The sequence below is a fragment of the Pseudodonghicola xiamenensis DSM 18339 genome, assembly GCF_000429365.1.
Lineage (GTDB): Bacteria > Pseudomonadota > Alphaproteobacteria > Rhodobacterales > Rhodobacteraceae > Pseudodonghicola > Pseudodonghicola xiamenensis.
Genome location: NZ_AUBS01000024.1, coordinates 1 through 20691 on the forward strand (window position 1 = coordinate 1; position 20691 = coordinate 20691).

The window sequence follows — 20691 nt, forward strand, 5'->3', positions numbered from 1 at the left end:
GAGATGCACCTCTTCGCAGAGCCGCCGTTCCGACCGGATGCCCATCGTATAACCGACCAGAAGCATCCGGACCATCAACTCCGGATCAACCGACGGCCTCCCGGTTGAACTATAGAAAGGGGCAAGGTGCTGGCGGATACCGGACAGGTCGACGAACCGGTCCACCGCTCGAAGCATGTGATCCTGCGGGACATGATCCTCAATCGAGAACTCGTAGAACAGTGCGCCCTGCGCTTCCTGCCGCGGTCCCATCATTGCCATGCACTCCACTTGCCTCGCGGCAAGTGAATCAGCGCGCCGCCCGCCAGACAACCAGAGCTTTTCAACGGAATAAGCTCATCAGCGACATTCGATCAGTTCGCAACAAAGCACTTCATTCGCTCGTGCGGTGGAGCGCGGCCCAGTGGCTGCTTCGCCGCGCTCTCCGGAGCAGCCGTTCAGTTTACTGGCGGCGAGCACCCGGCCTGAATAGTGGCGACGCGAGAATAACAAGTCGCTCGTCCCCGTCCTCGAAGTCGTTACTCATTACCTCCTGTAATGCAGGCCAGCTTTCGTCTCTTTTAGTCTCTGACGATTTGCTTCATCACCGCCGCACCGAGATCTTTCAATGCTGCGTTGCGGGTTCCGAAATCGGCTTCCGTGTCCGAGATCGACAGGCTGACGAAGATCGGGTCTTCGCTCGGCGGGGTCAGCATCGCGATCAGGTTGCGCGTATTGTTGCCACTGCCCGACTTGTCGACCACGTCCCACCCGTTTGGCACTGCGGGGCGGATGAGATCGCCGGTCACGCCACCGGGGCGCATCCACTCGGCCAGTTGCTCTTGATCCTGCTCGGACAGGCCGTCGCCGACAAGGATCGCGCGCAGCGTGTCGATCATCGCTTTCGGGGTGGTCGTGTCGCGCGGATCGCCAGCCGAGAAGATGTTCAGCCCCGGCTCAATACGGTCCGAGCGCGTGACATCATCCCCAATGCTGCGGAGAAATTCCGTCAGCTGCTCGGGTCCACCCAAACGGTCGAACAAGATGTTCGTCGCGGTATTGTCGCTCTGATCCAATGCAGCAAGGCACAGATCCGCAATGCTCATTTCGGTCCCGACACGCTTTTCCGTGACAGGCGCATATTCGAGGATATCCTCAGCGCGGACCGGCAAAGTTTCCGTCAGATCGATGTCGTCGCGTGACAGAATGGCGGCGCAAAGCGGCGCCTTGACCGTGCTGTTCATCAGGAAACGTTCATCTCCGCGATGCGTCCAATCGCTTCCGGTATTGCTGTCGTGAATGGCTACACCGACGCGCGCGCCGAGTTCGCTTTCGATCCGGTCAATCGTCTGATCCAGTGGCTCTGCATGGGCAGCCAGCGGCAGGACAAGCGCGGCTACAAGCAGAGCGGGAAGAGGAAATTTCATGGGGTTTCTTTCCATTGTGGTTGCCATGCGGGTGATATCGAAGGTGAAAGTTGGAGAGCAGACGACAAAGGATTGAATACAGTATAAGCTCAGCTCATGCCTGATCGCCCCGACATCCCCTTGAACGCACTACGCACCTTTGAGGTGGCCGCCCGGCAAGGCAGCTTCACCCGCGCCGCTATCGAATTGCGCGTGACACAGGCTGCCGTCAGCCATCAGATCGCGCGGCTGGAGGATATTCTGGGCGTAATCCTGTTCCATCGTACGTCGGCGGGGCTCGTGATGACTGACGCCGGACAGTCGCTGTTCCCGGTGATGGAACGGGGCTTGGACGACATCGCACGCATGTTGGACCGCGTAGCCGGCGGTCAACCGGCCGAGGTGCTGAACATCGGCGTGGTCACGACCTTCGCCGCGGGCTGGCTTATCCCCCGGCTGGAGGAGTTCGCCAAAACCCATCCCGGTATCACGCTGCGCCTGTCCACGAACAACAACCGCGTGGAGATCGCGCGCGAGGGGCTGGACGCCGCCATACGTTTCGGCACGGGAAAATGGCCAGGCACAGAGGCGCATCACATCATGGATGCGCCCATGTCGCCCCTCTGTGCCCCCGCCGTGGACCTGCGCTGCCCTGCCGACCTGCGGCGGCTCAGACTGTTTCGCAGCTATCGTGCCGACGAATGGCCCGCCTGGTTCGCGCAGACCGGCGAGACCTGCCCACCCTTGACGGGGCCGGTTCTGGACAGCTCCGTCGCTATGGCGGACCTGGCCGCCGAGGGGTTCGGCGTTGCTCTGTTGCCGGTTCCGATGTTCGAGCGGCACCTGCTATCAGGCCGCCTGAAGCGCCCCCTCAGTGCTACCGTAACACTGGGCGGCTACTGGTTGACCATTCCGAGGGATCGGCGCATGACATCCGCCCTAACAATGCTACTGGAGTGGATGCGAGGGGCCTGAGGCGAAACAAAATCCGCCACCTGCCAGATACCGTAAAACAGCCAGTCCTCGAAAAACGATGGCTCCGATCACTGGACGCCAAAGTTGGCACATTGCATCCGATACGCGCCTTCATGGGGCGTGGCAATGGCTGCTTTGTTAATGGCTGCTTTGTCCCGCATAGCTGACAGTCGGGCGCTGGCACCTATGCCGGAGTTTACTCAATCCCGATCTCAGCCCGTTCGCGGTCGATCTCCTGACCGCCGCGCAGCAGGCTCACGATGCCGACATAATGGCCTTTGGGCCAGCCGCCCGGCGGTTGCCGCTTGCCGGCGGCGGTGAACAGTTGCGCCTGGGTCTTCTTCAGCCCCTCGCTGTGGGTGATCACCTGGCCGTTGGGGCCGTTGATGGTAATCTCGATCACGTCGCCCTGCCGGCCGCCGAAGGCATAGCCGTAGAGCACCAGCGCCGGCGCCCGGGTATCGAGCGCGGTGGCGGCGGCGGTGCCGGCCTTGACGGCGTCATAGCTCGGCACGCGGGTGGCGAAACCGGCCGCGATCAACCCGCCCGGCTGGTAGGCCGGGGTGTGGCGCCACAGGTCATGGGCGGGCGGGGTCGTGCATGAGGTGCCGTCCGGCGCGAAGGGGTCGATTACCGCACCGTCATGCCGCACCGTGAGATGGACATGGGGGAACTGGGTTCGCCCGCTGAGGCCGACTTGCCCCAGGATGTCACGTTCGGCCACCTGTTGGCCCTCGCGCACGGTGATCGAGCCGGATTTCATGTGGCAATACTGGGTTTCCCACCCATCGCCGTGGTCAATCAGAACGCCGTTGCCGCATTCGCGCCCGGCGATCTGTCCGGCGGTGGCTTCGCTGGCAAGACGGTCGGGCATGCCGTCGCGCAGGGCCTTGACGCGGCCCGGGGCGGCAGCCAGCACATCGACGCCCGCCTGCATCGCCGCCAGCGAGGGCAGGGCGAAATCTGTGCCCTTGTGACCTTCGTAGCTGAGCGGGCCGCAGCGGAAATCCTGCGCCCCGGCGCCGGGGTCGTCATCGACATATTGCTGGATATGGCAAGTTTCGCCTAGGGTGCAGTCGATCGGCAGCCCTAGAACGATATCGCCCGCCAGAGCGGGCACCGACAGGCCGAAAAGCAGGGCGGCAAACGCCGCCCCGCCAAATATTTTGCGATGTTTCATTCCGCGGTCAGCAACGGCGGCTTGTTCCCGGACAGGCGCTTGTGATCGGGTCCGTCGATCTGCAGGTGGATGTCGCCATTCTTGACGCCGACCTTGACCACACCGCCCTTGGAGAGCTTGCCGAACAGCAGCTCTTCGGCCAGGGGTTTCTTGATGTATTCCTGGATCACCCGGCCCAGGGGGCGTGCGCCCATCTTGTCGTCATAGCCCTTGTCGGCCAGCCATTCGGCAGCCGGGCGGGTCAGTTCGATGGTCACACCGCGATCCATCAGTTGCGCTTCGAGCTGGAGGACGAATTTCTCGACCACCTGCAAGATCACCTCCTTCGGCAGCGGCGCGAAGGAAATCACCGCATCCAGACGGTTGCGGAATTCCGGCGTGAAGGTCCGTTCGATGGCTGCGGTATCCTCGCCCTCGCGCCGGTCGCGACCGAAGCCGATTGCGGCCTTGGCCTGATCTGCTGCACCGGCGTTCGAGGTCATGATCAGGATCACGTTGCGGAAATCCACCGTCCGACCGTTGTGATCGGTCAGCTTGCCGTGGTCCATCACCTGCAGCAGGATGTTGTAGACATCCGGGTGCGCCTTCTCGATTTCGTCCAGCAGCAGCACACAATGCGGGTGCTGGTCGACACCATCGGTCAGCATGCCTCCCTGGTCGAAGCCGACATAGCCCGGAGGTGCGCCGATCAACCGGGAGACGGCGTGTTTCTCCATGTATTCCGACATGTCGAAGCGCAACAGTTCCACCCCGAGGGTTGCCGCCAATTGCTTGGCGACCTCGGTCTTGCCGACACCGGTGGGACCGGCGAACAGATAGTTGCCGATGGGCTTTTCCGGTTCGCGCAGCCCGGCCCGCGCCAGCTTGATGGCGGAGCTGAGCGCCTCGATCGCCTTGTCCTGGCCGAAGACCACACGTTTGAGCGTCTTTTCCAGGTCCTTGAGCACTTCGGCATCGTCCTTGCTGACGCTTTTCGGTGGGATGCGGGCGATCTTGGCGACGACGGCCTCGATCTCCTTGACGCCGATGGTCTTGCGCCGCTTGCTTTCGGCGACCAGGTGCTGTGCCGCGCCGGCTTCGTCGATCACGTCGATGGCCTTGTCGGGCAGCTTGCGGTCGTGAATGTAGCGTGCCGCCAATTCCACCGCCGATTTGATCGCGTCAGAGGTGTATTTGACGCCGTGATGCTCTTCGAAATAGGGTTTCAGCCCCTTGAGGATCTTGATGGAATCCTCGATCGAGGGTTCGTTCACGTCGATCTTCTGGAACCGGCGCGACAGCGCGCGATCCTTTTCGAAATGCTGGCGGAACTCCTTGTAGGTGGTCGATCCCATGGTCCGCAGCTTGCCGCCCTGCAGTGCGGGCTTCAGCAGGTTCGACGCGTCCATCGCCCCGCCCGAGGTGGCGCCGGCGCCGATCACCGTATGGATTTCGTCGATGAACAGCACCGCGTCGGGATGTTCCTCAAGTTCGGTCACCACGGCTTTCAGTCGCTCCTCGAAATCGCCGCGATAGCGGGTCCCGGCCAAGAGCGCGCCCATATCGAGCGAATAGATGGTGGTCTTGGACAGAACCTCGGGCACCTCGCCCTTGACGATCTTGCGCGCCAGACCTTCGGCGATAGCGGTCTTGCCGACGCCCGGGTCGCCCACCAGCAGCGGGTTGTTCTTGCGCCGGCGGCACAGCACCTGGATGCAGCGTTCGACCTCCTGATCGCGACCGATCAGCGGGTCGATATCGCCTTCGCGCGATTTGGCGTTCAGATCGACGCAATACTTGGCCAGCGCGCTTTCCTTGTTGTCGGCGGGTTCGGCGGCGGCACTTTGATGCGTTTCTTCATCGTCCGAGGCGCCCTGAACCGGGCGCGCTTCGCCATAGGCGGGGTTCTTGGCCACGCCATGAGCGATGAAATTCACCGCATCATAGCGGGTCATATCCTGATTTTGCAGGAAATAGGCGGCATTCGATTCGCGTTCGGCGAAGATCGCCACCAGCACGTTGGCACCGGTCACTTCGGTGCGGCCGGAAGATTGCACGTGGATGGCGGCACGCTGGATCACCCGCTGGAAAGCGGCTGTCGGCACCGCTTCGGAGCCGTCGATATCCGTCACCAGGTTTGACAAATCCTCGTCGATGAATTCGACCAGAGTGCTGCGCAATTCGCCCAGATCGACGCTACAGGCCTTCATCACGCGGGTGGCGTCGGGTTCGTCCAGAAGCGCCAGCAGCAGATGCTCCAGCGTGGCGAATTCGTGACGACGTTCATTGGCGAGAGCCAGAGCTGCGTGGATGGCCTGTTCAAGGGTGCTCGAGAATGAAGGCACGTGGGTGCTCCTCTTGATCTGGGTCGGTGAGGGGGGAAGGGGCTGTCAGCCCAGTCCCCGCGCCAACCGTGTCGTTATATTATAGAGTTTGGTTTATCGGGCCCCAGCTTCAAGGGTTTTCTTGTCTGGAACCATCACAAATCCCGCAACCTGCTCTGTTCGGTTAACTTTTAACGCAGGGTAAGGCATCGAAACCTCAACAATTATTGGGATCGGGAGAAATTGTCGTGGGGCGATCGGGCGGGGGCTGCGGATACCCTCGCCTGGGCCTGTGCGGCTTTGCGAGGGGCTGCGGAGGCCTGTAGGCCGAAATCCGGGGATGGCTTCGCCGCATATATGGTTATCGGCCACGCCGGTAGCAAGCACTCGCCGCCGTGGCCTGAAGTTTTCGGTCCGGAACTAGAACTTGTCCTTGCGGCTGCGGATTTCGCCGAACACCTCGGCATCGCTGGCGGTTTCCATGCCCAGATGCTTGCGGATCGCTGGATCGGCGGCGCGCAGGAAGGGGTTGGTCGCAAGCTCCTGCGCCAGTGTCGAGGGCACGGTGGCCTCGCCCCTGGCGCGGGCGGCGGCGATCTCGGCAATGCGGGCGCTCAGCGCCGGGTTACCTGGATCGACGGTTTCGGCGAAACGGCCATTCGCCTGAGTGTATTCGTGGCCGGAATAGACCACCGTTTCGGGCGGCAGCGCGGCCAGTTTCGACAGCGAGGCCCACATCATCGGCAGGGTGCCTTCGAACACTCGCCCACAGCCGAGCGCCATCAGGCTGTCGGCGGTAAAGACGGCATGGCTGGCCGGAAAGAAATAGGCGATATGGCCGACCGTGTGACCGGAGACGTCGAGCACCCGGCCCTGTTCCGCGCCGATGCTGACGGTGTCGCCTTCATGGACCTGGACATCGAGCGGCGGCAGCCGGTGGGCATCAGCCGCGGCGCCTGTGACCTTGGCCTCGGGCCAGGCCTTGAGGATATCGGCCAACCCCTCGACATGATCCCAATGGTGGTGCGTCAGCAGCACCTGCGTCAGCCGCCAGCCGCTGGCGACAAGCGCCTGCAAGATGGGCGCGGCTTCGGGCGCATCGATCAGGGCGGTTTCGCCCGTTGTGGCATCATGGGCGAGGAAAGCGTAATTGTCCGACAGACAGGGGATCGTGAGGATTTCCAGCGGCATGGCCATTCTCCCTTTCATTGGAAAGCGGGCTTGTTAAACTGCCCCGAACTTGGCCGATAGAACGGACGCCCGCAATGTATCTGGACGTGCAGGATCTTCGGAATTTCTATTACCGTAGCACGCTTGGCCGTGCGGCGCAGGCCTCGGTGCGCGCGGCGATGCTGGAGCTCTGGCCCGAGGCGAAGGGGCAGACGGTGGCGGGCTTCGGGTTCGCGGTGCCGTTGCTGCGGCCCTATCTGTCAGATGCGCGGCGTGTTGTCGCACTTATGCCCGGGCCACAGGGGGTGATGCCCTGGCCGGCGGGAATGCCCAATGTCTCGGTCCTGTGCGAGGAAGGTTCTTGGCCGCTGGAGACTGGTCATGTCGACAAGCTGGTCGTGATGCACGGGCTGGAGGCGACGGAACGGCCGACGATGTTGCTGGAGGAGTGTTTTCGGGTGCTGGGCCCGGGGGGCAGGGCGCTTTTCGTGGTGCCCAACCGGGCCGGGCTGTGGTCGCGCAGCGACCGCACCCCCTTCGGCTATGGGCGTCCCTATACGGTGGGGCAGCTTGAGGCGCAGCTTCGTCAACACCTGTTTTTGCCTGAAAGATTGCGGGCGGCGCTGTATCAGCCGCCTTCGGCCAAGCGGTTCTGGTTGCGCGCCGGCCCGTTGATCGAAAAGATGGGGACCCGGCTGCCGACGGTGCTGGCCGGCGGCGTCTTCATCGTCGAGGTTTCCAAGCGGGTGCAGCCACCGCGAGGCAGCGCAGTCAAGGATCTGGCCAAGCGTCCGATCGGGGCACTTGACGGGCTGGCGAAGCCCGCATTTCCGGTTTCCGGTCGGAATTGAGTGCCGAGGAATCGGCTTGGACGGCGGTTTTTTTGTGCCCTTATTTCGCGCAATCCCCTGCACATCGGCTAACCCGGTGAAAACAGGGGCATAATGTCGATCACGGATTTCGTGATAGGTTGTTGCGAGGGGGGGGCTGCTCTGCTACATCCACGCTGATTTTGATGACCTGCGTTTTCGTGGGTTGTTTTTCACGCCCCCGGGCTCTGTTTCGGCGGAACTTCGGGGCCAACTGTCGGAAGGGTGGACGTGTCCGAACCAGCTTCGATTTCCGCAGGCATCGCTGCGCGATATGCCACTGCGATCTTTGAGATTGCGAAAGAGAACAATGACCTCGGCGGTCTTGAATCCAGCCTCAACGATCTGGCCGCCGCACTGGGCGAAAGCAGCGATCTGCGCGACCTGATCTTTTCGCCGCTTTATTCGCGCGCCGATCAGAGCGCGGCGATCACCGCTGTGGCGTCGAAGATGAACCTGGCGCCGCTGGTGGCGAATGCGCTTGGTCTGATGGCGCAAAAACGTCGCCTGTTCGTGCTGCCGCAGCTGATCGACGCTCTGCGCGATCTGATCGCGGATGACCGTGGCGAAGTGGCGGCTGAGGTCGTCTCGGCCAAGGCCCTGACCAAAGCGCAGACCGAAAAGCTGGCGAAGACCCTTACCGCGCGTGTGGGTAAGACCGTGAACGTGAATGCGACCGTCGATGAAAGTCTCATCGGCGGTCTTGTCGTTAAAGTGGGCTCGAAAATGATTGACACCTCGATCCGTTCGAAACTCGCTTCCCTTCAGAATGCAATGAAAGAGGTCGGATAAATGGGTATCCAAGCAGCAGAGATTTCTGCGATCTTGAAGGACCAGATCAAGAATTTTGGTCAAGAGGCTGAGGTGGCCGAAATCGGCCGTGTCCTCAGCGTCGGTGACGGTATCGCCCGTGTCTACGGCCTCGACAATGTCCAGGCTGGCGAGATGGTCGAATTCCCCGGCGGCATCATGGGCATGGCGCTGAACCTCGAAGCCGACAACGTCGGTATCGTGATCTTCGGCACCGACCGGGACATCAAGGAAGGTGACACCGTCAAGCGCACCAACTCGATCGTGGACGTGCCGATCGGTCCCGAGCTGCTGGGCCGCGTTGTCGACGGTCTGGGCAATCCGCTGGACGGCAAGGGCCCGATCAACACTGCCGCTCGTGGGGTTGCCGACGTCAAGGCACCGGGCATCATTCCGCGGAAATCTGTGCATGAACCGATGGCCACCGGCCTGAAATCGGTCGACGCCATGATCCCTGTCGGCCGTGGCCAGCGCGAGCTGATCATCGGTGACCGTCAGACCGGCAAGACCGCGATCGCGCTCGACGCCATCCTGAACCAGAAATCCTATAACGAAGCCGCCGGAGACGATGAAAGCAAGAAGCTTTACTGCATCTACGTCGCCGTGGGTCAGAAGCGCTCCACTGTCGCCCAGTTGGTGAAGAAGCTGGAAGAGACCGGCGCCATCGACTATTCGATCGTCGTGGCGGCAACCGCGTCCGAGCCGGCGCCGATGCAGTATCTGGCCCCCTATACCGCGACCGCGATGGCCGAATACTTCCGGGACAACGGCAAACACGCGCTGATCATCTACGATGACCTGACCAAACAGGCCGTGTCCTATCGCCAGATGTCGCTGCTGCTGCGCCGTCCGCCGGGGCGTGAAGCCTATCCGGGCGACGTGTTCTATCTGCACTCCCGCCTGCTGGAACGGTCTGCGAAGATGAACGAGGATTTCGGTGCCGGCTCGCTGACCGCGCTGCCGATCATCGAAACCCAGGCAGGCGACGTTTCGGCCTATATTCCGACCAACGTGATCTCGATCACCGACGGTCAGATCTTCCTGGAAACCGACCTGTTCTATCAAGGTATCCGTCCGGCCGTGAACACCGGTCTGTCGGTGTCGCGCGTGGGCTCCTCGGCCCAGACCAACGCGATGAAGTCGGTTGCTGGCTCGGTGAAGCTGGAACTGGCGCAATACCGCGAAATGGCGGCCTTCGCTCAGTTCGGTTCGGATCTCGATGCCGCCACTCAGCGTCTGCTGAACCGTGGTGCCCGTCTGACCGAGCTGATGAAGCAGCCGCAATATGCGCCGCTGACCAACGCGGAAATCGTCTGCGTCATCTTCTCCGGCATCAAAGGCTATCTGGACAAGCTGCCGGTGGGCGATGTCGGCCGGTTCGAAGCCGGGCTGCTGAACTTCCTGCGGACCAAGAAGGCCGATCTGCTGCAGTGGATCACCGACGAGGATCCGAAGATCAAGGGCGAGGCGGAAGACAAGCTTAAGGCTGCGCTGGACGAATTCGCCGCTGACTTCGCTTGAGGGGAACTAGGCAATGCCCAGTCTCAAGGACCTAAAAACCAGGATCGAGTCGGTCAAATCGACCCGCAAGATCACCAAGGCCATGCAGATGGTGGCCGCCGCGAAACTGCGGCGGGCACAGGAATCTGCCGAAGAGGCCCGCCCCTACGCCGAACGGTTCCATGCCGTTATGGCGGACCTGGCGGCCTCGGTCGGAGGTAGCGATACCGCGCCGCTCTTGCTGCGCGGCACCGGCAGCGACCAGGTTCATCTCCTGGTCGTGATGACGGCGGAACGCGGTCTCTGCGGTGGCTTCAACGGCAACATCGCCAAGTTGGCGCGCAATCACGCGCACCGGCTGCAGGCAGAAGGCAAGACGGTCAAGATCCTCACCGTCGGCAAGAAGGGCCGCGACGCCATCAAGCGTGACGTCGGTGACCTTTTCGTCGGCCATGTGGATCTGAGCGAGGTGAAGCGGCTGTCCTATGCGGATGCGCAGGGTATCGCCCAGCAGATCCTCAGCAGCTTCGATGCCGGCGAATTCGACGTGGCGACGATCTTCTACTCGAAGTTCGTCAACGTCGTGACGCAGGTGCCGACGGCGCAGCAAGTCATTCCCGCCCAGTTCGACCGTGGCGAGGATGAAGGCGCGGCCGGTGGGCTCTATGACTACGAGCCGAGCGAAGAAGCCATCCTGGCCGAGCTGCTGCCCAAGGGCGTGGCGACCGCCATCTTCAGCGCGCTGCTGGAGAACGGGGCCTCGGAACAAGGGGCGCGGATGTCCGCCATGGACAACGCTTCCCGTAACGCCGGTGAGATGATCGACAAGCTGACGATCGAATATAACCGTTCGCGTCAGGCCGTGATCACCAACGAGCTGATTGAAATCATTTCGGGCGCCGAAGCCCTGTAATACGAACCGGAGACGAAACAATGGCAAACAAAGAAGGCAAGATCACTCAGGTGATTGGCGCCGTTGTGGACGTTCAGTTCGACGGCCACCTGCCGCAGATTCTGAACGCCCTCGAAACCGACAACAACGGGAAGCGTCTGGTGCTGGAAGTTGCTCAGCACCTGGGCGAAGGCACCGTTCGTTGCATCGCCATGGACGCCACCGAAGGTCTGGTGCGTGGCCAGGCCGTGTCCGACAGCGGCGCACCGATCTCGATCCCGGTTGGCAACGCCACCCTGGGCCGGATCCTGAACGTCGTCGGCGAACCGGTGGATGAAAAGGGCCCGCTCGCAGCGACCGAGACCCGTGCCATCCACCAACCGGCCCCGACCTTCGCAGAACAGGCGACGGAATCGGAAATCCTGGTCACCGGCATCAAGGTCATCGACCTGCTGGCTCCCTACGCCAAGGGCGGTAAGATCGGCCTGTTCGGCGGCGCCGGCGTGGGCAAGACCGTTCTGATCATGGAACTGATCAACAACATCGCAAAGGTGCACTCGGGCTTCTCCGTGTTCGCCGGTGTTGGTGAGCGGACCCGTGAAGGGAACGACCTCTATTACGAAATGATCGAATCCAACGTTATCAAACCCGATAACTTGGAAGAGAGCCAGGTGGCCCTGGTCTACGGTCAGATGAACGAACCGCCGGGGGCCCGTATGCGCGTTGCCCTGTCGGGTCTGACCCTGGCTGAGCAGTTCCGCGACCAGTCCGGGACCGACGTTCTGTTCTTCGTCGACAACATCTTCCGCTTTACCCAAGCTGGTTCCGAAGTGTCGGCGCTGCTGGGTCGTATCCCTTCCGCTGTGGGTTACCAGCCGACGCTGGCCACCGACATGGGTGCGATGCAGGAACGCATCACCTCGACCAAAGCCGGTTCGATCACCTCGATCCAGGCCGTCTACGTTCCCGCGGACGACCTTACCGACCCGGCGCCGGCAACCACCTTCGCCCACCTCGACGCCACCACGGTGCTGTCGCGGGCGATCTCGGAACTCGGCATCTATCCGGCTGTGGACCCGCTCGATTCCTCCTCGCGTCTGCTTGACCCGCAGGTCATCGGCGAAGAGCATTATCAAGTGGCCCGCGACGTTCAGGGTATCCTCCAGCGCTACAAGTCGCTGCAGGACATCATCGCCATCCTCGGGATGGATGAACTGAGCGAAGAGGACAAGCTGACCGTGGCCCGTGCCCGGAAAATCCAGCGCTTCCTGTCGCAACCGTTCGACGTGGCGAAGGTCTTCACCGGCGCCGACGGCAAGCAGGTTCCGCTGGAAGACACCATCTCGTCGTTCAAGGCGGTTGTGGCCGGTGAATACGATCACCTGCCGGAAGCGGCCTTCTACATGGTGGGCGGCATCGACGAAGTGATCGCCAAGGCGGAAAAGCTGGCGGCTGAAGCCGCCTGAGGAGAAGCCTGATGGCAAACACGATGCAATTCGACCTCGTCAGCCCGGAGCGCCGCCTGGCGTCGCTCCCGGTCAGCGCGGTCCGGCTTCCCGGCGCGGAAGGCGAGATGACGGCGATGCCTGGCCATGCGCCTGTCATCACGACGCTTCGCCCCGGGGTGCTGCGGATCGAGAGCCCGGAGGGCACCTCCGAGTTCGTCGTGACCGGCGGCTTCGCTGAAATCGGCTTTGAGTCGATGTCGGTGCTGGCCGAAAAGGCCGTGCCGCTGGGCGAGATGACCCGTGCCCATATGGACGCGCTGATCGAGGAAGCCCGCGCTGCGCATGCTGCCGCCAAGGCGGCGCCGGAGGTGGAAGCCAACATCGTCGACGAGGCAGCCAAGCTGCTCGCCGACATGGAGGCTCTCGGGACCCATATGTCGCTCTGACCGGCCCTCGGGCCTGAGGCGAGAGACCAGAAACCGGCCCCCTTGCGGGCCGGTTTTATTTTGACAAGACGATATCGAAAATGCTTTGCTCCCCGAGTTTCGCAGGGGGCGAGAGAGAAATGAAGAAATTGCAAAACCACCTGATCGGGGTTGATCAGGGTGATGTGGCGCTATTTGCGGATTTCGAGGATGGCGGTCTGATGTGGACCGGCACCGGCCCCCGTGAAAAGCGGCGCACGGTGCAGTTTTCCGAACCGTTCCGATCAATACCGGCGGTGCATCTGACCACCTCTCTTCTGGATGCCGATACCCACTCTGCAGTTCGGGTGGAGCTGACGGCGCGGAACATAACGCCCCAGGGTTTCGACATTCTTTGCCGCACATGGCTCGACACCCGGATCGCACGGATGCGGGTGTCCTGGATGGCGATCGGATCGCTGTCGCACGAAGACGATTGGGACGTCCAGTAGGCGAACTGACCTTGCCGTGGGAGGCTTTCCTTACGGAAAGGCACCGCATCGCGGGTGGTATGGGGATTCGATCATCCATAAGGTGAGTTATCGAGACGAACCGATGGAGGACTCCCTTTGAAATTTGCCTTTTCGATCACTCTTGTCGGGGTTGCTGCGCTGTCCGCTTGTGGGGGCGTGAATCCCGTCAAAACCCCGAACTCCTTCATTTACCGGATGAATGACGGCGTCTTGCAGGGCAGCTACAACCCGTCAGGGTTCAGCACTGAGCAAGTCAAGCTCTATGCTAAACAATACTGTAGCGAGGCCAAGCTCGCCTCCTATGCCGAGTCCGCCCCGGGGGGCGATGGGCTGGTGGCATTCCGGGCAACCTGCCGGGGTGAGATGCCGAATGGGCATGCCATAATTCTGAAGCGTGAGGATGGCTCGGTGCTGCTCGAATCCACCCTGTCAAAGGACGGAGAACTCCACTTTGACCAGAAAGCGTTCTAATTGGCGGCAGGGATCAGGGCGTGGCGCCAGGCTGCTGTGCCGCGAACTGCTCGGAATGCCCTCGTAAAAAAGCCCCATGCAAGGCAATGCACGGGGCCCTTGAATCTCGCTTCGGCTAGGTGTCAGTCCATCGCGTAGAGGGATTCGTAGATCGGCGTCAGGGTGCTGTCTTCGAACAGAGACGACACGCTGGTGCCGTACCAGATGTTCAGGATCGCCTGAGAGAAGATCGGGGCGGTGGGCACGATACGGATGTTCGGTGCCGCCTTGACCGCCTCAGAGGGCTGGATCGTGTCGGTGATCACCAGCGACTTCATCACCGAGTTGGTGACCCGCGTCACGGCGGGGCCGCTCATGACCCCGTGGGTGATATAGGCGTGAACTTCCCAGGCGCCGTTCTCCAGCAGCACTTCGGCCGCCTTGCAGAGCGTGCCGGCGGTGTCGCACATGTCATCGACAATGATACAGATCTTGTCGGTCACATCGCCGATCACCGTCATCTCGGCGACTTCACCGGGCTTTTCGCGGCGTTTGTCCACGATCGAGAGGGGAGAGTTGATCCGCTTGGCCAGTTCGCGGGCGCGGGCCACGCCGCCAACGTCGGGCGACACGACCATCAGGTCATCCATCTGGCCCTTGAAGTTCGATTTGATGTCCAGCGCGAAGATCGGCGAGGCATAGAGGTTGTCGACCGGGATGTCGAAGAACCCCTGAATCTGCGCAGCGTGCAGATCCATGGTCAGAACCCGTTCGATCCCGGCCTGGGCCAGAAGGTTCGCGACAAGCTTGGCCGAAATCGGTGTGCGTGCCTTGGTGCGGCGGTCCTGACGGGCATATCCGAAATAGGGGATCACGGCGGTGATCCGCGCCGCCGACGACCGGCGCAGCGCGTCGGTCATGATCAGCAGTTCCATCAGATTGTCATTCGCCGGGTTAGACGTCGGCTGGATGATGAACATGTCCTCGCCGCGGACGTTTTCATAGACCTCGACGAAGATCTCGCCGTCATTGAATCGCTCGACGCGGGCATCGACCAGACCGAGCTGAACGCCCCGGTTCATGCTCATGCGGCGTGCGATGGCTTCGGCAAGCGGAAGGTTGGCGTTCCCAGCGATAAGCTTGGGTTCGTTCATGGTAGCCATATGCTGGTATCCCCGGGCAGCAATGTCTGTGACAGATTCGTGATGTTGACACCGCTTAACATCTCCTTACGGTCGCGCAAAGCGCAGGGCGGGAGAAAAGCTAACATGCCACATCATATCGACTATTTCTTTACGACATTGTCGCCCTATGTCTACCTTGCCGGGACCCGGCTTGAGGAGATCGCGACAAAGCATGGCGCGACGATCACATATAAGCCCGTCGACCTGCTGTCCCTGTTCGGTCGGACCGGGGGAATCAAGCCCGCCGACCGTCATCCCTCGCGGATGGAATACCGCGCACAAGAGCTGACGCGGCAGGCGAAGAAACGCGGCATGCCTTTTCACCTGAGACCGGCGCATTGGCCGGTGAACCCCGCGCCATCGGCCTATGCGATCATCGCGGCACAGGCGGCGGGCGGCGGCGATCTGGGGGCGCTGGTGCACAGTTTCGCCCGGGGCTGCTGGGCCGAGGAAAAGGATATCTCCGACGACGCAGTGATCCGCGCCTGCCTCGAGGCTGCCGGCTTTGATCCGGCGCTGGCCGACAAGGGGCTGCTGGCCGGGGCCGAGACCTATGCCGCCAACCTGGAAGAGGCCGCTGCGCGCGGGGTTTTTGGCGCGCCGTTCTACATCACCGGGGATGATGAACGGTTTTGGGGACAGGATCGGTTGGACGATCTCGACGCGTATCTGGCGGGCGGTCTGTGATGGATCTTGCAGTTTTGCCGCAACCGGTCTTTTCCCGCGACTTCGGGGAGGGCGCGCGCCGCGCGCTGGCGATCCATTGCACCCTGGCCCATTCCGGCGCCCTGCGCGGGTTGGCTGCTGCGCTGGGGGATGACCTGACGATTACCGCTTTCGATCTGCTCTCGCACGGGCAGAGCCCGGATTGGGACGGGCAGGGGGATATTTACGAGCGCCATATCGCCATCGCGGAGACGTTTCTGACCGAACCGATGGATCTGATCGGCCATTCCTTCGGCGCCACTGTCGCGCTTGGGTTGGCTGCGGCCCACCCCGAAATGGTGCGCAGCCTGACCCTGATCGAACCGGTCTATTTCGCCTTCGCCGGGCTGCAGGCGCCGGAGCTGCTGGCCCAGCATGAAGCTGATGCGCTGCCGTTTTCCGAAGCTTTGTTACGCGGTGATATCGAGACCGGCACGCGCCTGTTCAACGCCATGTGGGGCGGTGATGCAGGGCCCGGTTGGGAGGCTCTGCCAGAGCGCGCCCGCGTCGGGATGATCCGTGGCATACCGCTGGTGCCGGCCTCGCAACGGGCACTTTTCCACGATGCCGCCGGGCTCACGGCGCCGGGCGCGCTGGACGCGGTGAGCATGCCGGTGCTGTTGTTGCGGGGAAGCGACAGCCATCCGGTGGTTTCGGCGATCCACGCGGGACTCGCCGCGCGCCTTGCCGATGTGCGCTCTGAGGTGGTCGAAGGGGCGGGGCACATGCTGCCTATCACCCATCCCGAACAGGTGGCGACGCATCTGCGCGCCATGCTGGCCCGGACAGAGGCCTAGCAGAGAGGCAGGCGCGCTGTCGTCGCGAAACCGGGGAGTGTTCAGCCCTTTGCCAGTTCTATGAACTGGTCGATCAGCGCGTCGCTGATCGACCAGTCGCAGACCAGCCGGCAGCCCAGCATCTCTTCCCCGTCGCGGCCCTCGAGCGGGCCGTCTTGCAAATAGTACATCGCACCAGCCTCCAGCAGCCGTTCATGCACACGACGGGGCAGGGCGGCGAAAATGATATTGGCCTGCGGATCGTTCAGAAGCTCGGCCTCCGTCCCGCGCAGTCCCTCGGCCAGACGGGCGCAATTGGCATTAGCGCGGGTGGCCATCTCAAGCCAGAGATCATCGGCCAGATAGGCCTCCATCTGTGCCGAGAGATATCGGTGCTTGGACAGCAGGTGCGCCCCGCGCTTGCGGCGCAGTTCGAATTCCCAGGAACGTGCCGGATCGAAGAAGATCACCGCCTCGACCCCCATCAGCCCGTTCTTGGTGCCGCCGAAGGACAGCGCGTCTATGCCCGATTCCCAGGTCATTTCGGCAGGGGTGCAACCAAGGGTCACCAGCGCATTGGTGAAGCGTGCCCCGTCCATGTGGGTTTTCAAGCCGAAGTCGCGGGCCACCGCGCTCAATGCTCGGAGTTCGGCCAGATCATAGACCGATCCCCGTTCGGTGGCCTGGGTGAGCGACACCGGCCCCCGCTGCGGGCCGTGAACGCCACGGTTGCCTTCCCGCTCGATGGCGCTGCGCAGCGCTTCGGGTGTCATCTTGTCGCCACCCGGCACCAGCGTCAGCTTGGCCCCGCCCGAGAAGAACTCGGGCGCGCTGCATTCGTCTTCGTGGATATGCGCAACCGGAGAGCAGAACACCGTCTCGTAAGGCGCGGTGAGCGAGGCCAGGGCCAGGGAATTGGCGGCAGTGCCTGTGGTCACCAGATGCACCGCGGCTTCGGGTGCCTCGAACAGATCACGCAGCCGGTCGCGGACGCGATCCATCGCCGCATCGGCGCCATAGCCGGGGGCGAACCCTTCGTTGGCCTCTGCCAATGCCTCCATGACTTTCGGGTGAACGGGACCGGCGTTGTCGGAGGCAAAGAACATCAGACGGGCTCCTCTATGATATAGTCTTCCCAATCTTCCTCGGGGACTTCGAATTCGGGCACGGTTCGATGGCGGATCGACACGCCGGCGGCATGCACGCTGGCGGGATCGCCGGTGATCAGCGGGTGCCAGTCATACAATGGCCGGCCTTCCCACAGCAGCCGATAGGCGCAGGTCTCCGGCATCCAATAGGCATGCTCGTCAATGTTGTCAGGCCGCAGCACGATACATTCCGGCACGAACTGGTGGCGGATTTCATATTGCGCGCACAGGCAACTGTCGTCGTCCAGCAAGCGGCAGGCGACGCAGGTCAGGGCGACCTCGCCGGTTTCCTCGTCCTCAAGCTTGTTCAGGCAGCATTTGCCGCAGCCGTCGCACAGCGCCTCCCATTCCCTGTCGTTCAGCTTGCGCAGGGGTTTGCGTTCCCAGAACCGGGGCGACAGGTCTTTGCGGTCGATATGGTTGCTCATAGCGCGGACAGGATATCACGGGCGCGGGCACAATCGGCATTCATCTGGTCGATCAATGCCTGCAACCCGTCGAATTTCATTTCCGGGCGCAGATAATCGACCAGCGCGACCGACAGCGTTGCACCATAGAGATCGCCAGTGAAGTCGAACAGGAAGGTTTCGATATTCGGCACCTCGCCGTCGAACATCGGCCTGACCCCCAGTGAGGCGGCACCGTGATAGCTGCCCTTGTGCGGTCCGTCGAGCACATCGACCAGTGCCGCATAGACGCCGAAGGCGGGCGGGTGCAGCCCTTCGATCGACATATTGGCAGTGGGGAAGCCCAGGTCGCGGCCACGTTGTTCGCCGCCGATCACCGGCCCTTCGATCCGGTGCCAGTGGCCCAGCATGGCAGCCGCGTCACGCGGGCGGGCCTCGCTCAGCGCGGTGCGGATGGCGGTGGAGGACACCGTATGTTCGGATTGTTCCAGCAGCGGCGCGATGGTGACGCCAAAGCCCATCTCGTGACCGAAACGCACCAGATCCTCGGCATTGCCGCTGCGCTTCTTGCCGAAGCAGAAATCGGCGCCGACGACCACATGGCGCAGGCCCAGCCCGTCCGAGATCACATTGCGGGCGAATTCCTCGGGGCTGAGCCCGGCCAGGGCGGCGTTGAAGTTCAGTTCGTACAGCCGTTCCACCCCCAGCTTCTCCAGCCGGTGGGCGCGGGCGCCGCGCCGCATCAGCCGGAATGGCGGGCTTTGGGGGGCGAAGAATTCGCGCGGGTGGGGTTCGAAGGTGACAACGCCCAGGGGCGCGTCGGGGTCGGCCTGATGGGCCAGACGGATCACCGACTGGTGGCCGATATGCACGCCGTCAAAATTGCCGATCGCGGCGCTGGCGCCACGGTCCTGGGGTTCGACGAATTGGTAGTCCCGAATGATCCGCATGGGCGATGCCTAGCGCCCCGCGTCGGCGGGCGCAAGACACCTGCGCCCGCGGTTTGCGATCTCAGTCGAACTTGCGGCTGGGGGCCAGCACTGTCGCTTCGCCGATCAGCACTTTCTTTCCCTCGACCGAACAATGGCAGTCCAGCTTGACCCGGCGCTTGGCGACGTCGATGTCGATCACCTTGACCTCGGCATAGACCATATCGCCGGGGCGCACCGGGGCGAGGAACTTCAGCGACTGGCCCATGTAGATGGTGCCGTGGCCGGGAAGCTGTTCGCCGATCACCGCCGAAATCAGCCCGGCAGTCAGCATGCCGTGGGCGATGCGGCCTTCGAAGATGGTGTCCTGAGCATAGGCATCGTCCAGGTGCACCGGGTTATGATCGGTCGACACTTCGGCGAACAATTCGATATCGCGATCCGTCACCTGTTTGCGCAGGTAACGGGTCATCCCCATTTCGATGTCTTCGATGCAGATCGTTCCGCGGGGCAGATTGTCCAACATGTCGTCCTCTTGCTCTCATCGGCGCGGTAATAAAAAACCTTGAGTCGCCGCGTCATCGGCAACTTTATTACTTCGCAACCGCAGAAAATCAAGAGAATTCTTGTGTCAGCGCAACCGGCCAATGGCATAGGTGGGCGCGCGCATTTCCTTTTTGATATAAGTGCTTAGCGCCGCTTCATCCGGTTGGTGGTCGGTTTTCGTCTCGTCCGCCGCGAGGCCTCCGGTAATGAAAAGGGAATCGATATCCTCTCCCATCGCGCCGGCGACATCGGTGTGGATGCCGTCGCCGATCGCCAGAATCGAGGCTTGCGAGACCTCGACGCCCAGCGATGCCAGACGGCGGCGGGCCAGGTCATAGATCGGCGGATGCGGCTTGCCGAAATAGAGGCTTTCGCCGCCCATGTCGGTATAAAGGCTGGCCACCGCGCCGGCGCACCATTCGCGCACCTCGCCGCGGTCGACGATGATATCGGGATTGGCGCAGAGAAGCTTCATCCCCTTCTGTTTGGCGAACAGCAGTTGCGGCCGCAGGATCTCCGGGTTCTCCTCGGGGTCGAAGGGACCGCAGCAGACGATGCCCTCGGCCTCCTCCAGCTCGACCCTGGTGATCTCAAGCGGATCGTCCAACACATGGATCGGTTCGAAAAAACCCTGGTCGCGGTCCCACTCGCCCATGAACCAGACCTTCTGGCCGACCACGCCTTCGAACATCGCGGCCCGCGCGCTGTCGCCGCTGGTGGCGATGGTGTCATAGGCATCCTCGGGCACGCCGAAGACCTTGAGCTGCTCGGCCACGCCGGCACGGGGTTTCGGCGAGTTGGTGACCAGAACGACCACACCGCCGGCTTTCCGATAGGCCTGCAAGGCGGCGACCGCCTCGGGGTAGGCGGTGACGCCGTTATGCACGCAGCCCCAGAGATCGACGAACATCGCGTCGTAGTTCTGGGAAATCTTGGAAAGCGCGGTGATGATCTGGGTCATGGAAAGCCGTTTGCTGTGATCTGGAGGGGCAGAACGGGCCAGGGCGGCGGTGCGCCGGGGCCAAGGATGAGCTGCGCCTACTAACACCGGTTTGTGACAGAATGACAACGGCAAAC

The 20691-nt window shown here is 62.4% G+C and carries 22 protein-coding genes; 11 read left to right on the top strand and 11 right to left on the bottom strand.

The window, feature by feature from the left end; genetic code table 11:
* Window positions 1–255 (bottom strand): IS5/IS1182 family transposase (locus G455_RS0115695; RefSeq protein WP_028094567.1); only part of this gene is annotated, 255 nt, incomplete at its 3' end.
* A 305-nt stretch (window positions 256–560) separates the two neighbouring features.
* Window positions 561–1406 carry a class A beta-lactamase gene (gene bla / locus G455_RS24345; protein ID WP_035366888.1) on the bottom strand — a complete coding sequence of 282 codons (846 nt, stop codon included), beginning with the start codon at window positions 1404–1406 and terminating at the stop codon, window positions 561–563.
* A 96-nt stretch (window positions 1407–1502) separates the two neighbouring features.
* Here bla and G455_RS0115705 point away from each other — a divergent pair, with 96 nt between their 5' ends.
* On the top strand, window positions 1503–2360 hold the full coding sequence (locus G455_RS0115705) for a LysR family transcriptional regulator (protein ID WP_028094568.1): 858 nt from the start codon (window positions 1503–1505) through the stop codon (window positions 2358–2360).
* Between the two features lie 196 nt (window positions 2361–2556).
* Here the strand turns inward: G455_RS0115705 and G455_RS0115710 are convergent, their stop codons facing one another.
* The 3 genes from G455_RS0115710 to gloB form a co-directional block, all read right to left on the bottom strand.
* Window positions 2557–3540 (bottom strand): M23 family metallopeptidase, encoded by a 984-nt coding sequence (locus tag G455_RS0115710; RefSeq protein WP_051312564.1) that lies wholly within the window; start codon window positions 3538–3540, stop codon window positions 2557–2559.
* Window positions 3537–5864, bottom strand: a complete 2328-nt coding sequence (gene clpA / locus G455_RS0115715) for an ATP-dependent Clp protease ATP-binding subunit ClpA (protein ID WP_028094570.1) — start codon at window positions 5862–5864, stop codon at window positions 3537–3539. Before clpA ends, G455_RS0115710 begins: the two co-directional genes overlap by 4 nt.
* Before the next feature lie 399 nt (window positions 5865–6263).
* Window positions 6264–7034 (bottom strand): hydroxyacylglutathione hydrolase, encoded by a 771-nt coding sequence (gene gloB, locus G455_RS0115720; protein WP_028094571.1) that lies wholly within the window; start codon window positions 7032–7034, stop codon window positions 6264–6266.
* 74 nt (window positions 7035–7108) lie between these two features.
* Here gloB and G455_RS0115725 point away from each other — a divergent pair, with 74 nt between their 5' ends.
* The 8 genes from G455_RS0115725 to G455_RS0115760 all read left to right on the top strand — a co-directional run bounded on the left by G455_RS0115725 (window position 7109) and on the right by G455_RS0115760 (window position 13940).
* On the top strand, window positions 7109–7864 hold the full coding sequence (locus tag G455_RS0115725; RefSeq protein ID WP_028094572.1) for a class I SAM-dependent methyltransferase: 756 nt from the start codon (window positions 7109–7111) through the stop codon (window positions 7862–7864).
* 249 nt (window positions 7865–8113) lie between these two features.
* Window positions 8114–8674: a F0F1 ATP synthase subunit delta gene (locus G455_RS0115730; protein ID WP_028094573.1), complete on the top strand. Its 561-nt coding sequence runs from the start codon at window positions 8114–8116 to the stop codon at window positions 8672–8674.
* On the top strand, window positions 8675–10213 hold the full coding sequence (atpA, locus tag G455_RS0115735; protein WP_028094574.1) for a F0F1 ATP synthase subunit alpha: 1539 nt from the start codon (window positions 8675–8677) through the stop codon (window positions 10211–10213).
* 13 nt (window positions 10214–10226) lie between these two features.
* Window positions 10227–11105 (top strand): F0F1 ATP synthase subunit gamma, encoded by an 879-nt coding sequence (locus tag G455_RS0115740; protein ID WP_028094575.1) that lies wholly within the window; start codon window positions 10227–10229, stop codon window positions 11103–11105.
* Between the two features lie 20 nt (window positions 11106–11125).
* Window positions 11126–12550 carry a F0F1 ATP synthase subunit beta gene (gene atpD / locus G455_RS0115745; RefSeq protein WP_028094576.1) on the top strand — a complete coding sequence of 475 codons (1425 nt, stop codon included), beginning with the start codon at window positions 11126–11128 and terminating at the stop codon, window positions 12548–12550.
* Window positions 12551–12561: 11 nt separating this feature from the next.
* Window positions 12562–12978 (top strand): F0F1 ATP synthase subunit epsilon, encoded by a 417-nt coding sequence (locus G455_RS0115750; RefSeq protein WP_028094577.1) that lies wholly within the window; start codon window positions 12562–12564, stop codon window positions 12976–12978.
* 119 nt (window positions 12979–13097) lie between these two features.
* Window positions 13098–13448, top strand: a complete 351-nt coding sequence (locus G455_RS0115755; RefSeq protein ID WP_028094578.1) for an H-type lectin domain-containing protein — start codon at window positions 13098–13100, stop codon at window positions 13446–13448.
* A 117-nt stretch (window positions 13449–13565) separates the two neighbouring features.
* The gene (locus G455_RS0115760) at window positions 13566–13940 is read left to right on the top strand and encodes a hypothetical protein (protein WP_028094579.1); all 375 of its coding nucleotides are present in this window, start codon (window positions 13566–13568) and stop codon (window positions 13938–13940) included.
* 122 nt (window positions 13941–14062) lie between these two features.
* On the opposite strand, the gene G455_RS0115765 is transcribed toward G455_RS0115760, so the two are convergent.
* A complete protein-coding gene (locus G455_RS0115765; protein ID WP_028094580.1) occupies window positions 14063–15082 on the bottom strand; it encodes a ribose-phosphate pyrophosphokinase in 1020 nt (339 codons plus the stop codon).
* A gap of 105 nt (window positions 15083–15187) precedes the next feature.
* On the opposite strand from G455_RS0115765, the gene G455_RS0115770 reads away from it, so the two are divergent.
* Window positions 15188–15790 (top strand): 2-hydroxychromene-2-carboxylate isomerase, encoded by a 603-nt coding sequence (locus G455_RS0115770; RefSeq protein ID WP_028094581.1) that lies wholly within the window; start codon window positions 15188–15190, stop codon window positions 15788–15790.
* Window positions 15790–16605 carry an alpha/beta fold hydrolase gene (locus tag G455_RS0115775; protein WP_028094582.1) on the top strand — a complete coding sequence of 272 codons (816 nt, stop codon included), beginning with the start codon at window positions 15790–15792 and terminating at the stop codon, window positions 16603–16605. Before G455_RS0115770 ends, G455_RS0115775 begins: the two co-directional genes overlap by 1 nt.
* 41 nt (window positions 16606–16646) lie before the next feature.
* Here the strand turns inward: G455_RS0115775 and G455_RS0115780 are convergent, their stop codons facing one another.
* The 5 genes from G455_RS0115780 to G455_RS0115800 all read right to left on the bottom strand — a co-directional run bounded on the left by G455_RS0115780 (window position 16647) and on the right by G455_RS0115800 (window position 20575).
* Complete coding sequence (locus G455_RS0115780) at window positions 16647–17690, bottom strand: threonine aldolase family protein (RefSeq protein WP_028094583.1); 1044 nt, start codon at window positions 17688–17690, stop codon at window positions 16647–16649.
* Entirely contained in the window at window positions 17690–18160 is a 471-nt protein-coding gene (locus tag G455_RS0115785) for a YcgN family cysteine cluster protein (RefSeq protein ID WP_028094584.1), read from the bottom strand. The genes G455_RS0115780 and G455_RS0115785 overlap by 1 nt, the downstream gene beginning before the upstream one ends.
* Window positions 18157–19089 (bottom strand): bifunctional riboflavin kinase/FAD synthetase, encoded by a 933-nt coding sequence (locus tag G455_RS0115790; protein ID WP_028094585.1) that lies wholly within the window; start codon window positions 19087–19089, stop codon window positions 18157–18159. Before G455_RS0115790 ends, G455_RS0115785 begins: the two co-directional genes overlap by 4 nt.
* A 61-nt stretch (window positions 19090–19150) precedes the next feature.
* Window positions 19151–19594, bottom strand: a complete 444-nt coding sequence (locus tag G455_RS0115795; protein ID WP_028094586.1) for a MaoC family dehydratase — start codon at window positions 19592–19594, stop codon at window positions 19151–19153.
* 105 nt (window positions 19595–19699) lie between these two features.
* Window positions 19700–20575, bottom strand: a complete 876-nt coding sequence (locus G455_RS0115800; protein WP_028094587.1) for a TIGR01459 family HAD-type hydrolase — start codon at window positions 20573–20575, stop codon at window positions 19700–19702.
* Window positions 20576–20691 lie beyond the last annotated feature (116 nt).

Coding starts and splice junctions, on each gene's coding strand:
- bla (WP_035366888.1), bottom strand. CDS start 1,406: ATGAAATTTCCTCTTCCCGCTCTGCTTGTAGCCGCGCTTGTCCTGCCG.
- G455_RS0115705 (WP_028094568.1), top strand. CDS start 1,503: ATGCCTGATCGCCCCGACATCCCCTTGAACGCACTACGCACCTTTGAG.
- G455_RS0115710 (WP_051312564.1), bottom strand. CDS start 3,540: ATGAAACATCGCAAAATATTTGGCGGGGCGGCGTTTGCCGCCCTGCTT.
- gloB (WP_028094571.1), bottom strand. CDS start 7,034: ATGCCGCTGGAAATCCTCACGATCCCCTGTCTGTCGGACAATTACGCT.
- G455_RS0115725 (WP_028094572.1), top strand. CDS start 7,109: ATGTATCTGGACGTGCAGGATCTTCGGAATTTCTATTACCGTAGCACG.
- atpA (WP_028094574.1), top strand. CDS start 8,675: ATGGGTATCCAAGCAGCAGAGATTTCTGCGATCTTGAAGGACCAGATC.
- G455_RS0115740 (WP_028094575.1), top strand. CDS start 10,227: ATGCCCAGTCTCAAGGACCTAAAAACCAGGATCGAGTCGGTCAAATCG.
- atpD (WP_028094576.1), top strand. CDS start 11,126: ATGGCAAACAAAGAAGGCAAGATCACTCAGGTGATTGGCGCCGTTGTG.
- G455_RS0115750 (WP_028094577.1), top strand. CDS start 12,562: ATGGCAAACACGATGCAATTCGACCTCGTCAGCCCGGAGCGCCGCCTG.
- G455_RS0115755 (WP_028094578.1), top strand. CDS start 13,098: ATGAAGAAATTGCAAAACCACCTGATCGGGGTTGATCAGGGTGATGTG.
- G455_RS0115765 (WP_028094580.1), bottom strand. CDS start 15,082: ATGGCTACCATGAACGAACCCAAGCTTATCGCTGGGAACGCCAACCTT.
- G455_RS0115770 (WP_028094581.1), top strand. CDS start 15,188: ATGCCACATCATATCGACTATTTCTTTACGACATTGTCGCCCTATGTC.
- G455_RS0115775 (WP_028094582.1), top strand. CDS start 15,790: ATGGATCTTGCAGTTTTGCCGCAACCGGTCTTTTCCCGCGACTTCGGG.
- G455_RS0115780 (WP_028094583.1), bottom strand. CDS start 17,690: ATGTTCTTTGCCTCCGACAACGCCGGTCCCGTTCACCCGAAAGTCATG.
- G455_RS0115785 (WP_028094584.1), bottom strand. CDS start 18,160: ATGAGCAACCATATCGACCGCAAAGACCTGTCGCCCCGGTTCTGGGAA.
- G455_RS0115790 (WP_028094585.1), bottom strand. CDS start 19,089: ATGCGGATCATTCGGGACTACCAATTCGTCGAACCCCAGGACCGTGGC.
- G455_RS0115795 (WP_028094586.1), bottom strand. CDS start 19,594: ATGTTGGACAATCTGCCCCGCGGAACGATCTGCATCGAAGACATCGAA.
- G455_RS0115800 (WP_028094587.1), bottom strand. CDS start 20,575: ATGACCCAGATCATCACCGCGCTTTCCAAGATTTCCCAGAACTACGAC.